This is a genomic window from Streptomyces sp. CWNU-52B, assembly GCF_047444975.1.
Lineage (GTDB): Bacteria > Actinomycetota > Actinomycetes > Streptomycetales > Streptomycetaceae > Streptomyces.
This window is the reverse complement of the sequence record NZ_JBLFJV010000002.1, coordinates 136919-149249: the sequence shown is the minus strand read 5'-3', so window position 1 is coordinate 149249 and position 12331 is coordinate 136919. Positions and strand designations below refer to the sequence as shown.

Annotated in this window: 10 protein-coding genes; 4 read left to right on the top strand and 6 right to left on the bottom strand. The window is 70.9% G+C overall.

Annotation, left to right across the window (positions count from 1 at the left end):
* The first annotated feature begins 128 nt into the window (after nt 1-128).
* From ACLVWQ_RS01885 to ACLVWQ_RS01875, 3 genes are read left to right on the top strand one after another with little or no spacing between them, the layout of a single operon-like run.
* Nucleotides 129-788 carry a vWA domain-containing protein gene (locus ACLVWQ_RS01885; RefSeq protein ID WP_414106413.1) on the top strand — a complete coding sequence of 220 codons (660 nt, stop codon included), beginning with the start codon at nt 129-131 and terminating at the stop codon, nt 786-788.
* The gene (locus ACLVWQ_RS01880) at nt 782-1711 is read left to right on the top strand and encodes a protein phosphatase 2C domain-containing protein (RefSeq protein ID WP_414106299.1); all 930 of its coding nucleotides are present in this window, start codon (nt 782-784) and stop codon (nt 1709-1711) included. The genes ACLVWQ_RS01885 and ACLVWQ_RS01880 overlap by 7 nt, the downstream gene beginning before the upstream one ends.
* On the top strand, nt 1712-3058 hold the full coding sequence (locus ACLVWQ_RS01875) for a protein kinase domain-containing protein (protein ID WP_414106298.1): 1347 nt from the start codon (nt 1712-1714) through the stop codon (nt 3056-3058).
* Between the two features lie 76 nt (nt 3059-3134).
* On the opposite strand, the gene ACLVWQ_RS01870 is transcribed toward ACLVWQ_RS01875, so the two are convergent.
* From ACLVWQ_RS01870 to ACLVWQ_RS01855, 4 genes are all read right to left on the bottom strand, one after another.
* Nucleotides 3135-3458: a hypothetical protein gene (locus tag ACLVWQ_RS01870; RefSeq protein ID WP_414106297.1), complete on the bottom strand. Its 324-nt coding sequence runs from the start codon at nt 3456-3458 to the stop codon at nt 3135-3137.
* Nucleotides 3459-3564: 106 nt separating this feature from the next.
* Complete coding sequence (locus ACLVWQ_RS01865) at nt 3565-5037, bottom strand: hypothetical protein (RefSeq protein WP_414106296.1); 1473 nt, start codon at nt 5035-5037, stop codon at nt 3565-3567.
* Nucleotides 5038-5128: 91 nt separating this feature from the next.
* Complete coding sequence (locus ACLVWQ_RS01860; protein WP_414106295.1) at nt 5129-6166, bottom strand: ketopantoate reductase family protein; 1038 nt, start codon at nt 6164-6166, stop codon at nt 5129-5131.
* A gap of 70 nt (nt 6167-6236) precedes the next feature.
* Complete coding sequence (locus ACLVWQ_RS01855) at nt 6237-6788, bottom strand: DUF1697 domain-containing protein (RefSeq protein WP_414106294.1); 552 nt, start codon at nt 6786-6788, stop codon at nt 6237-6239.
* A 501-nt stretch (nt 6789-7289) separates the two neighbouring features.
* Here ACLVWQ_RS01855 and ACLVWQ_RS01850 point away from each other — a divergent pair.
* Nucleotides 7290-9566, top strand: a complete 2277-nt coding sequence (locus ACLVWQ_RS01850) for an MMPL family transporter (protein WP_414106293.1) — start codon at nt 7290-7292, stop codon at nt 9564-9566.
* Between the two features lie 126 nt (nt 9567-9692).
* Here the strand turns inward: ACLVWQ_RS01850 and ACLVWQ_RS01845 are convergent, their stop codons facing one another.
* Both ACLVWQ_RS01845 and mgt read right to left on the bottom strand, forming a co-directional pair.
* The gene (locus ACLVWQ_RS01845) at nt 9693-10772 is read right to left on the bottom strand and encodes a CDP-alcohol phosphatidyltransferase family protein (RefSeq protein ID WP_414106292.1); all 1080 of its coding nucleotides are present in this window, start codon (nt 10770-10772) and stop codon (nt 9693-9695) included.
* 268 nt (nt 10773-11040) lie between these two features.
* Entirely contained in the window at nt 11041-12276 is a 1236-nt protein-coding gene (gene mgt, locus ACLVWQ_RS01840; protein ID WP_414106291.1) for a macrolide-inactivating glycosyltransferase, read from the bottom strand.
* Nucleotides 12277-12331: the final 55 nt, after the last annotated feature.

Here is a 12331-nt window from a genome sequence, read left to right as displayed (position 1 = left end):
GGCCGCCCTGTACGCGGCACACTGACCCACGCCCCACATCCCACGCCCCACACCAGACACCCCGCACCAGACACCGCACACCCCACACCACGGAAGGACACGCAGTGAGTGACATCCCCGGCGGGCCCATGGCGAACCGTCCGGTCCACTTCATCTGGCTGCTCGACTGCTCGTTCTCGATGCAGGGCGAGAAGATCGCCCGGCTCAACTACGCGATCCGGGAGGCCGTCCCGGAGATGCGCGCGGTGGCCCACGACAACCCGGCGGCCCAACTGCTGCTGCGTACCGTCACGTTCTCCACGACCGCCAAGTGGCACCACCAGACCCCGGTCCCCGTCGACGACTTCACCTGGCAGGACGTCGAGGTGGACGGGATGACGAATCTGGGCGAGGCGTTCAGCCTGGTGGCGCGCGAGCTGCAGAGCCCGCCGATGCCCCAGCGTGCGCTGAAGCCGGTCCTCGCGCTCGTCTCGGACGGTGTGCCGACCGACGACTGGAAGACGGGGCTCAAGGCGATCGACGCGACGCCGTGGGGACGCAAGGCGGTCCGGGTCGCGATCGCCATCGGCCATGACGCCGACCGTTCCGTGCTCCAGGAGTTCCTCGCCAACCCGGAGCTCCAGCCGCTGGACGCCAACAGCCCCAAGCAGCTCGCGGCAGCCATCCGCTGGGCGTCGACGGCGGCGGTCAAAGCGGCCTCGCAGGCGGTCGCGGGCTCCGCGGACACGCTGGTGAAGCCGTTCGCACCGCCGGTCCTCGACGACGACGATGACGACGACGTGTGGTGACGGCTCTCGTGCGGCGCTGGGACACCCTCGCCGAAAGCATCCAGGGGACCGGCAAACGGCAGAACCAGGACTGGTACGCGCTGACGGGCACCGGTTCCGACACGGAACCCCTCGTCCTCGCGGTGGCGGACGGCCACGGCTCGGCCGCGCACGCGCGCAGCGCGCTCGGGGCGCGGTTCGCCGTGGACCGGTTCACCGTGCTCGCGACGGAGTTCGGCCGGGCGGCCGGTGCCCGTCATGAGCCGGGCGGGCTCACCCGGCTGATGAACTACGCCCGTAACGACCTGCCGCGCGCCCTCGTCCAGGCCTGGCGCGAGGAGGCCCTCGGGCACTGGGCGCGGCACCGCCCGGAGGCCGGACTCGGACTGCCCGAGCCCCCCATCGACGAGAAGCTGACGCTGTACGGGACCACGCTGATCGGCGCCGTCGTGACGCCGTGGCTCCTGACGGCCTGGCAGATCGGGGACGGCGACCTGGCGGTGGTGGGTCACGACGGCACGGTGGAAAGGCCGTTGGCGCCTGCCGAGGACGACCTGGGCGACGAGACCGAGTCGCTGTGCGGGCCGCAGGCGTGGCGCGCGGTGCGCACGCACTGGGCGCCCGTGTTCGAGGAGGCGCGTCTGCCGCGTCTGGTGGTGCTGTCCACGGACGGTCTGTCGAAGAGCTTCGCCTCGGGCGACGGCTTCACGCAGTTCGTCGAGGGCATGGACGAGCGGCTCGCGACGGAGGGCTTCGAGGGGGTGCGGACCGCGCTGCCCGACTGGCTGCAGCACGCTTCCGGGTACTCCGGCGACGACACGACCCTCACCGCGGCCCTCCTGCACGCGTACCCGGCACGTCCGGAGGCGGGGACCGAGGCCGCCGCAGCCACAGGCACAGGCACGGACGCCGAACGAAAGACCGAACGGAAGACGGAGAGTTAGATGGCCGGCATGCTCGACAGCGGAACCCGCCTGACCGCGGACACCGGTGAGGAGGTCCAGGTCGTCGGCATGTTGGGGGCGGGCGGCCAGGGCGAGGTCTACCGGGTGAAGACGCCCGCCGGTGAGAGGGCCCTCAAGTGGTACTACCCGACCTGCGCGACCCCGGAACAGGAGGGGATCGTACGGGAACTGGTGGCCCGTGACTTCGCCGACGACCGGTTTCTGTGGCCCGAGGCGTATGTGCCGTGGCACCACGGCTCGTTCGGGTATCTGATGGGGCTGCGGCCCGAGCGGTTCAAGGGGCTGCCCGCCCTGTTCCGCCGTCAACTACGCACCAGTACGCGCGCGTTGCTGACGGCGTGCCTCTACACCGTGGAGGCGTACCAGGCGCTCCACTCGCGCGGCATCGCCTACCGGGACATCTCCTGGGGCAACGTCTTCTTCGACCCGGACACCGGCGACATCCTGGTCTGCGACAACGACAACGCGGTGGTGGAGGGCGACGCGACCGGGATCTCCGGGACCATGGAGTTCATGGCGCCCGAGCTGGTGCGCGGCGACCCCGGCGCCCGCCCCGGCACGCAGTCCGACCTGCACTCGCTGGCCGTGCTCCTGTTCATGTTCCTGATGAACCATCATCCGCTCAAGGGCAGGCGGGAGTTGGCGATCCACTGCCTGGACGAGGCGGCGGAGCGGCAGCTGTACGGGAAGAACCCGCTGTTCGTCTTCGACCCGGCGGACGACTCCAACGAGCCCGACCCGATGGAGCACGCGACCGTCCTCGCCACCTGGGATGCCGCCGCGGACACGCTCCAGGAGCTGTTCCGGCGCGGTTTCACCGCCGGGCTGCACGATCCGGCGGTCCGGGTGCGGGAGTCCGAGTGGCGCGACGCGCTGCGGGCGGTGCGGGACTCGGTGGTGGAGTGCGCGTCCTGCGGCCGGCAGAACATGACGGATCCCGCAGAGCACCAGCGGCTGGCGCCCCGCGCGTGCTGGGGCTGCGGGGCCGTGCTGGTACTGCCGCCGCGCCTCACGGTGACCACTCCCCCGCCGCGCACCGAGCGCCATATCCGGCTGCCGCGCGCGGCCCGCGTGCACGCCCACCACCTGGAGTCCGAGCCCGTCCGGCACGACTACTCGGACGGGACCCTCGTGGCCGAACTGGTGGAACACCCCACGAAACCGGGCCGCTTCGGCATCGCGAACCGCACCGCGGGGACGACCTGGACGGGCACCCGCTCGGACGGCACGTCCCAGCAGGTCTCCCCCGGCCAGACGGTCCCGCTGCGCGCCGGCCTGGAACTGGACCTGGGCGGCGGAACCCTGGCGGCCGTACGGGCCAAGTGACCGCCACCGTCGACTGGTTACGTACGTCCGGGCCGGGGGCGGGCCGAGTGCACAGGGTTCACGGGGTTCACCGGGTTCACAGACCGAGGACCCGGCTCAGTTCCTGTGCCAGCGCCAGCCCTCCGCTGCCGGCCGCGACGCCCACGGAGATCGTCTCCAGGGCCGAGCGGACCCGGCCGCGGTCGGGGGCGGCGCCGTCCTGCCCGGCCCGCGCCAGCTCGCCCCGTACGACCTCCGCCGGTGCGACGAGCCGCGGGTTCTCGGTGCGCAGCAGTTCCACGAGGTCGGCGGCCAGCCGCAGCGACTGGGCCGGGTCCGGCCCGTTGCTGACCTCGATGCGGCCGTGGTCACCGAAGTTGGCGGGGCCGTTGATGTCCCCGTGGAAGTTGAAGGTGCTCATGCCTGGCTCCTGGTCGGGAGTGGACCGGACTGCTGATCGGGGGCCGGACCGCTGATCGGGGCCGGTCCGGCCGGGGTGGTTCGACGCCGCCGGAGGTCCGTGGGTGTCACGGCCCACCGCCCGGCGTCTGCTGCGGCTGGCCGCCCGCCACGTTGATCTGGCCCTGGTTGCCGATGTTGCTGGGGCCGTTGATGTCCCCGGAGATGTTGTACGTCTGGGTGCTGATGATCTGCTGCGCCTTGTCGAACGAACCGGTGTCGACGTGGTGGTCCTGGAGGAACCGCTCGGTCGCCACCAGGACGCCCTGCTGGAGCCGGAACAGGAAGTCCTGCGCGTCGGTCTTCTCCGAGTAGCCGGCCTGTTCCCAGTCGCCGATGCTCTCGCGCAGGCTGTCGACCGCCCCGTAGTCGTACACCGCGTGGTGGTCCCTGATCTCGCGGCGGTTCCTCGTCAGCTCGCGTTCCGCCGCGCGCCGGAACCGGCGCCGGGCACGCAGGCGTCCGACGGCGCCGCTCAGTTCGGGCCAGACGTGCCGGGTGGTGTACGCGACGAGGTCCCACCAGCGTTCCGCGCGGGCGACGGGCAGCCGGTCCACCCGGTGGAAGCGGCCGTGCAGCGGCGGGATCGCGTACGCGGCGACCTCCCAGGTGAGGGTGGGCCGGTGCAGTCGCGCGCGCAGATACATGGAGACGATGGTCCGGCCGCCCTCACCGACCCGTTCGAGGCAGAGGTACGTGCGCATACCGGCGCCGGGGTTCTGCAGCCCGGCCTGGACGAGTTGCCTGGGTATCTGGGCGCGTGGCCGCAGGGTGCGGTCGGGCAGCAGGTCGGGGAGGTGGAGGGCGTTGCTGCCGAGGACGTAGAGGCGGTTCCTGGCGCGCAGCCCTTCGAGGCCCGAGACGCCCTCCATCTCCCGGGCGACGTAGGTGTGCAGGTCGACGGCGTCGAAGGGGCGGACGGTGAGTCTGCCGCCGGTGGGCGAGGCCGCGGGCCTGCTGACGTCGATCGGCTGCCAGAGGGTTTCCTTGATCTTGTCGCCGCTGCCGACGAACGGGTTGGTGCGTTCCGCGGAGTCGGTGTACGGGACGACGTTGGCCCGTTTGAGCTCGTGCAGCCGTGCCTCGGTGGCCGGTTCGACGGCCGGGGCGAGGTTCTCGGCCTTCTCCTGGGTGCGGTAGACGCCCTGGGCCGCGGCCCTGGCCCGCGTCTGGTCGCGGTGGACCAGCCACCAGGCGGCGGCCAGGACAGCGACGGGTCCGTACACGCCGGCCGTCGCGATCGACCCGTGGCCGCCGACGAGGGCGCCCAGACCGAGGAGCAGCGCGGCCCAGCCGGCCACGAAGAGCCGGGCGAGCCCGCGGTCGAGCGCGGCGCGGTGCCGGACGGCCACGCGCGCGTGCCGGGCGAGCGCGACGAGGTTGACGCCGAGGGTCGGGCCCATGGCGGTCAGGCCGTCCGCGGTGAGCCGGTGGTCGGCGTCGTGGGCGAAGCCGTCGTCGAGATGCACCGAGGCGCACAGCCGTCGGGTGACCGCGTCCTTGCGCATCTTCGGCAACGACGGCAACTGTCGTGTGGCCATCCTGCTTCTCCCCACCCCGTGATCGCTCACCACCCTATGGACACGAGTGGCCGCGTGTCCCGGAGTTGACGGCCGCGCGAGCCGTCACGGCTTAGGCCGTGGCACCCTCGCCGGCCCCCTCGGCGCCCTCGGCCTTGTCGGCCAGCCGGATCAGTTCGGAGAGCGGCATCGACCCGGCCGGCCTGCGTTCGCGTGCGAAGTCGTTCGCCAGGCGTTGCAGCAGGTCGTTGAGGGGCGTCGGAACCCCGTGCAGGCGTCCCAGCAGGGCGATCTCTCCGTTGAGGTAGTCCGCCTCGATGGTGCCGGTGCCCCGGCTGAGCGACTGCCAGGACGAGCCTCCGCCGCGCTCCGCCCCGTCGAGCGGTACGAGGCGGATCTTGTCGGCGCGCATCTCCTTCTGCTCCTGTGCCGAGGCGTACGGGATCCCCGCGGCGGCGAGCACCGCCGCTCCCTCCGCCTGTACACGGTCGTGCAGTGCGGCGCCCTCCTCGTCGGTGATCGGCCCGCTGACGGCCTCGATCGCGTTGGCGAGGTTGGCGAGCAGCTTCGCGTACTGCCAGCGGGCCACATCGGGCACGACCGGCGCCTCGAAGCGGGACCCGGCCAGGTCGGCGGCGACGAGCCGGGCCGTGTCGTCGGTCCCGTGCGGGAAGCGGCCGAGGTGCAGGACGCCGGTGAGGGGCGTGCCGGCGGCCGACACCACTCCCGGCTCGACGAAGGTGGCGGGCAGCCAGACGCAGACCCCGTACACCCGCCGGAAGCGGCGCAGGGCGAGCCGCTGGCTCTCCACGCCGTTCTGCGCGCAGAGCAGCGGCAGCCGTTCGGCCGCCGTCCCGCCGCCCGTCACGGGTGCCGGGCCCCAGGCCGCGAGCGCCGCCTCGCTGTCCTGCGTCTTGACCGCGAGGACCAGCACGTCGTCGGCGCGCAGCTCGCCGAGTTCCCGCGGTCCTTCGACGGTGCGGAGGTGATGGGTGTGCGGTCCGTCGGGGGTCACCAGGCGCAGCCCCTTCGCGCGCAGCGCCTCGTACTGCGCGCCGCGCGCGACGAGCACCACGTCGTGCCCCGCCTCGGCGAGGCGTCCGCCGACGGCCCCGCCCACTGCCCCTGCTCCGATGATGATGTAGCGCATGTGTCCGAGCCTGCCACAGCGCCCGCCACCGCCGTACGCGGCGGCAGAGCGGCTGTCCGCCGTCAGGCCGTCAGGCTCCGGTCAGTTCCACGAGCTTGACGACGGTGTTCCAGTTGCGCGTGGTGGCGACCACGCCCTTCGTCACCCGGGGCCGTGCGAGGCTCTCCGCCAGTTTCGAGCGGCCGAGGCCGTCGGGGGCGTACAGGTAGAGCACGCGGTCGCCGAGGCGGAACTCCTCGGGGAGGAACGCCTGTCGGTCGATCGAGGCGAAGCGTTCGGGCTCGACGGGCGCCGAGAAGTACGTGACGTGCAGCTGCTTGGCCGCCAGTTCGGCCGCCGGGAACGGGCAGGCGTCGAGGACGGCCCGTAGATACGCGTGGTCGCGCACCAGCACGTCGACCGGGAAGCCGAAGCGCTCGGCCAGGGCCCCCGACAGTTCCTCGGCGAGCGAGTTCTCGTCGCCGTGGTCGGCGGCGAACACGGCGTTCCCGCTCTGCAGATAGGTGCGTACGCCGCTGTGGCCGAGGCCCTCCAGCAGGGTGCGCAGTTCGGCCATCGGCACCTTCCGGCTGCCGCCCACGTTGATCCCGCGCAGCAGCGCCGCGTACGCCGTCGCCCCCACAGCCGTCCTCCCAGTCGTCCCAGCCGTCCGCACGGGCCGTTCCCGCGGTCGTCCGCACACCATAGGGCGGCCGTCGCGCCCCGTGGGGGTGGGCACGACGGCCGCCGGCCCCGGCCCTTCCCGCACCGCAGGTTACTGACCGGTTGGGATGAAACCTTCGCCGATCGGCGCACTGAGTTCAACACCCACGGACATCTGTGACGTGTCCAATAGGTTTTCGCCGTCGCGTTGCGTCAGCACAAAGGGGGACTCGACTCGACAGATCGGACAGACCGGACAGCCCGCAGGACCCGCCGCCCCTGACCGCGACCCCCGAGGAGCGGCTTTAAATGTAGGGGGCGCTCATCCTCCTCAGTGCGGAGGCCGCGGGGTCCGAGCGGAGGACTTCGGCCCGCCGCACTTCACCGAATAGCACGAGGAGAGCTTCTTGTCCCCGCCATACCTTCGTAACAGCGGGTGGCGGCAGCGGGCCGGCGCCGAAGACGAGGGGGCAAGCCCGTCATGGGGAACGGAGACACGCGGGTACGGGGCATAGCGGCCCGGGCCGGCGGCTGGAGCGCCCGGCACCGCTGGGCGGCCGTCGGGATCTGGGTGCTGTTCGTCGTACTGGCGATGGGGATCGGCTCGGCGGCGGGCACGGTCGACCTCAAGGAGAGCGACCAGCTCGGCGGCGAGACCGGCCGGGCCGCCGCCATCGCGGAGGACGCCGGGATCGACGAGCCGGCCGGGGAGACCGTGCTCGTCCAGAGCAGGAACGCGAGCCTCAAGGCGACCGACACCGACTTCCACGCCGCGGTCGACGCCGTGGTCAAGGCGGTCGAGGACACCGGCAAGGCGACCGACGTGACGTCGCCGTACGACACGAAGACCATCTCGAAAGACGGCCGCAGCGCGCTGGTCCAGTTCGACATGCGGGGCAAGGCCGACACGGCGGGCGAGCGGGTGGAGCCCGTCCTGAAGGCCGTCGGCGAGGTGCAGAAGGACCATGAGGCGTTGCGGATCGAGGAGATCGGCGCCGCCAGCATGAACAAGACGTTCGACGACGCGTTCGGCGACGACTTCCAGCAGGCGGAGTTCTCCGCCGTGCCCGTGGCCCTCGGCATCCTGCTGGTGGCGTTCGGCGCGCTGGTGGCGGCGCTGGTGCCGGTGCTCCTCGCGATCACCGCGATCATGGCCACGACGGGCCTGATGATGATCGTCAGCCATGTCCAGCCGATGGACGACACGGCGAGCTCCGTGATGCTGCTCGTCGGTCTGGCGGTCGGTGTCGACTACTGCCTGTTCTATCTGCGGCGCGAGCGCGAGGAACGCGCGGCGGGCCGGGACCCCGAGACCGCGCTGCGCATCGCGGCGGCGACCAGCGGTCGGGCCATCATCGTCTCCGGTGTCACGGTCTGTGTGGCGATGGCGGGCATGCTGTTCACCGGCATCTCCACCTTCAAGGCGATGGGGCTCGCCTCGCTGATGGTCGTGGCGGTCGCCATGGTCGGCTCGGTGACGGTGCTGCCCGCGGTCCTCTCGCTGCTCGGCACGCGGGTCGAGAAGGGCCGCATCCCGTTCCTGCACCCCGACAAGCGCCGCAGGTCCGGCAACCGCTCCAACGGTTCGGGCGACGGCAGCCGCTTCTGGACGAGCGTGCTGCGCGTGGTGCTGGCCAGGCCGGCGATCTCCCTGGTCGTCGCGGCGGGCGCGCTGCTGGCCATCGCGGCTCCCGCGCTCGGCATGAAGACCCAGAACCTCACACTGGACCAGGAGTTCGGCGACTCGCTGCCGATCGTGGCGACGTACGAGCGGGTGAACGAGGCGTTCCCCGGTGGCTCCGACCCCGCCGAGGTGGTCGTGCGGGCCGACGACATCAACTCCGCCGAGGTGAAGTCCGCCCTCGCCGACTTCCGTGCGCGGGCCGTCAGCTCGGGTGCCTCGCGCGGCCCGGTCGACGTGAAGGTGCACGACGCGCAGAACGTCGCCTTCGTGTACGTGCCGCTGGTGGGCGGCTCGAACCTCGACAAGGCGGAGAAGAGCCTGGACATCATCCGCGACGAGGTCCGTCCCGCGACGCTCGGCAAGGTCGACGGGGTCGAGGCCCCGGTGACCGGTCAGGTGGCGGGTTCCAAGGACTTCAACGACCAGCTGATCAGCGCGGTGGCCCCGGTCTTCGTCTTCGTCGTGGCCTTCGCCTTCGTGCTGATGCTCCTGTCGTTCCGCTCACTGACGATCGCGGTCACCTCGATCGTCCTCAACCTCCTGTCGGTCGGAGCGGCGTACGGGATCCTCGTCGCCGTCTTCCAGCACGGCTGGGGCGCGTCGCTGGTGGGCGCCGAGGGAGTGGGCGCCATCGTCACCTGGCTGCCGCTGTTCCTCTTCGTGATCCTCTTCGGGCTCTCGATGGACTACCACGTGTTCGTGGTCTCGCGTATCCGTGAGGCCAGGGTGCGCGGCCTGGCGACACGGGACGCCATCCAGCACGGGGTCGTCACCACGGCCGGCGTCATCACCAGCGCCGCCGTCATCATGGTCGCCGTCTTCGCGATCTTCGGCACGCTGTCCATGCAGTCGATGAAGCAGATGGGTGTGGGTCTCGCGGCCGCGGTCCTCATCGACGCGACGATCATCCGCGGTGTGCTGCTCCCGGCGGTCATGGCCCTCCTCGGCGAACGCAACTGGTACTTCCCGAAGTGGCTGAACCGGCTGCCGGACCTGAGCCACGACGAGTCGTTCGACGCGCCGTCGACGCCGCCCGCGCCTCCGGCGGTCGAGGGGGAGAGGGTCGGCGTCTGACCGACCTGCCGACCGCCCGGCCCGCCGATCGACAGGCAGAACGGCAGACAGAACGGCAGACAGAACGGCGGTGGGGCCGGAGCAGATGCCCCGGCCCCACCGCCGTTCACGCGCTTCCGTCGTCGTTCAGGCCGCGGCGGCCACCCCGTCCCGCTCGAACGAGTCGAGGGTGCGGGCGAAGTCCCGGGTGGAAAGCAGCAGCTTGTAGATGATGGCGAGTTCGAAAACGAGGAGCAGCGCGCCGGAAACCACGGTCGCGGCGATCACCTGGTCGATGAGCGGGCCGACGATGAAGACGCCCATCTGGAACTCGATCCCGCTGATCAGGTGGGCGCGGATACGGTGCCGCAAAAGGTAGGAGCGCAGCCGAAGGTACGTGGGAAAACGGTGCCTGAACTCCTGGTGCAGGTCGATGACCTTGGCTTTCTTCCGCTCCGGAAGGCCCGTCACATCGATCTCGCCGGCCTCGCCGATCTCGCCGGTCCCGTCCTCGGTACGGACGGTGCCCCCGGGCCCCTCGGCCCGTTCCGCCATCGGGTGGAGGGCCTCCGCCGGTACCCCGGCGAGCCCCTGCGAGAGCTCCTCCGCCTTGCGCAGGTCCTGCTCGATGTCCGCCTCGGGGTTGTCGCGCAGCAGGTCCTCCATGAAGGCGACGCCGGCCGTGTCCTCGGCCCTGCGCGCCTCCCGGATACGGGCCTTGATCTGCTTGCGCATGGTGTGCCGGGTCTTGAAGATCTCCAGCGAGTTGATGTACCGCAGCCCGTCGAGGAAGACCACGACGGCGGCGAGCCAGATGTAGGCGGTGTCGCCGGTGCGCTGGTACTGGCCGGCCATCAGCGCGATGGCGCAGGCCATCACGCGGATACGGTCGAAGACGAAGTCCAGCCACGCCCCGAAGACGGACCCCTGGCCGGTGAGCCTGGCCAGCTTCCCGTCCACGCAGTCGAGGATGAAGCTCAGGTGGTAGACGACCGCGCCGGCGATCAGCCACCGCCAGCCGTCACCCCACGCGAAGCACGCCGCCGAGACGAGCCCGAGGAGGAACGCACCCCAGGTGACCTGGTTGGGAGTGACCTTCGTCCGCATCGCGAGCACGCGCACCAGCGGAGTGGCGACCGGGTCGACCAGCATCACGGTCCACCACGCGTCGCGCTTCTTCTGAGTGATGCGGCGCACCTCGGCGAGGGGCGGTATGTCACGGCGCATAGGTCAACTTCCCAAAGTTCGAAACGAGTTCACCTCACGCTAAGAAGATGTTCAAGCAAGGTACAAGGGGTGGCCCGTACAACCTTCTGCGGGGGTAACGGTCATACTCAATAACCCGGTCTACGCCTCGGTCGGACCGACCGCGCGTTATCCGAGCGTTACCGAAATGACCGTTCCGTTATCCAAAGGGCGCCAGGATTTCACCGATCGCGGGCAACCGTGACCCGGGGGAATTCCAGGTTCGCTGACGGTCACCTGATCGGTGATTTCAGGGCCTTGCCGCACTCCCCCGGCCCCGGTCGCGCACTCGGGGAATTTCCGCCTCGATCAAATCCGCGGCACGCGAAGTGCCGCCCTCGACGGCCATCTCCGCCTGGATCTCCTTGAGCTTCCGCGCGGCTTTCGGATCATCGGCGATCGCGAGCACGGCCTCGCGCAGGGACTCGGCGGTCGCCTCCTCCATGGGCAGATGACGGGCGACCCCGAGCGCCTGGAGCACATCCGCGTTGCCGAACTGGTCGACGGCCTGCGGTACGCAGACCATCGGCGTGGCGGTCGCCATGCCCTCCTGGCTGCCGCCCGCCCCGGCGTGTGTGACGAAGGCGTCGGCCTGCCGGAGGATCGCCAGCTGCGGGACCCAGTCGTGGACCTCCACGTTCGCCGGGAGGTCGCCGAGGTCGGCCGGGTCGACGTGCTTGCCGATCTGCAGCACCAGATGCCAGCCCGGCAGATCGCCGAACGCCTTCACGCACTCGCGGTAGAAGCCGGGCTGCTTGGTGAAGGAGGACCCCAGGGACACGAGGACGACCCGCTCGGCACCGTCGGGGCGCCGCCACTCCCCCTGGGCCGCGCGATCACCCTGACAGGCGCCGACGAACGTGTACACGGACTCGTCGACCCGGTCGGCGTTCGGCTGGAGGGCCTTCGGGATGAGGACCAGGGAGCGGTCGGGCCGGCCGGCGAAGGGGTCGGGGTGCTGGTCGATCCCGTTCTCCGCCAGCCACGCCTGGAACCGGGCGTAGTACGCCCTGCCCCGCTCGGTCCGCTTCGGCTCGGCCCACATCGGCTCGGCGACCTCTTCCTCGTACCCCTCCCAGGCGACGAGGTTCGGCGAGAGCGACACGGCCGGGACGCCCCAGCGGTGGGCGAGGACACGGGCCGGGTACGAGGTGATGTCGTGCAGCACGAGATCGGGCTCGTCGCCCTCGTACGCCTCGACGAGCTGCGGGAGCGCCTGGACGGCGTCCCGGAGGAACGGCTCCACGTTGTCCAGGAGGGTGCTCCCCCACGCCTCGGGGTCGTCGTCGGGTGACGGCAGGGTCGACGTCCACAGCTTCGGCTCGGCACCGGTCTCCGCGACCTTGTCGGCGAAGACGGGCGGAATCGCGTAGGTGACCCGATACCCCCGCGCGACAAGCTCCCGGATCACCTCCAGGCTCGGGTTCACATGCCCGTGGGCAGCGATGGAGAACATGGCGATATGGACGGAACGCGATGCGGTCATACCCCGACCCTAAGCGAGACGATACGTCTCGTACAACTGCTTTAGGCGACACCCG

Excerpts from the sequence above, each read along its gene's own strand:
- ACLVWQ_RS01850 (WP_414106293.1), top strand. The coding sequence starts at position 7,290 with ATGGGGAACGGAGACACGCGGGTACGGGGCATAGCGGCCCGGGCCGGC.
- ACLVWQ_RS01865 (WP_414106296.1), bottom strand. The coding sequence starts at position 5,037 with ATGGCCACACGACAGTTGCCGTCGTTGCCGAAGATGCGCAAGGACGCG.
- mgt (WP_414106291.1), bottom strand. The coding sequence starts at position 12,276 with ATGACCGCATCGCGTTCCGTCCATATCGCCATGTTCTCCATCGCTGCC.
- ACLVWQ_RS01875 (WP_414106298.1), top strand. The coding sequence starts at position 1,712 with ATGGCCGGCATGCTCGACAGCGGAACCCGCCTGACCGCGGACACCGGT.
- ACLVWQ_RS01885 (WP_414106413.1), top strand. The coding sequence starts at position 129 with ATGGCGAACCGTCCGGTCCACTTCATCTGGCTGCTCGACTGCTCGTTC.
- ACLVWQ_RS01870 (WP_414106297.1), bottom strand. The coding sequence starts at position 3,458 with ATGAGCACCTTCAACTTCCACGGGGACATCAACGGCCCCGCCAACTTC.
- ACLVWQ_RS01845 (WP_414106292.1), bottom strand. The coding sequence starts at position 10,772 with ATGCGCCGTGACATACCGCCCCTCGCCGAGGTGCGCCGCATCACTCAG.
- ACLVWQ_RS01860 (WP_414106295.1), bottom strand. The coding sequence starts at position 6,166 with ATGCGCTACATCATCATCGGAGCAGGGGCAGTGGGCGGGGCCGTCGGC.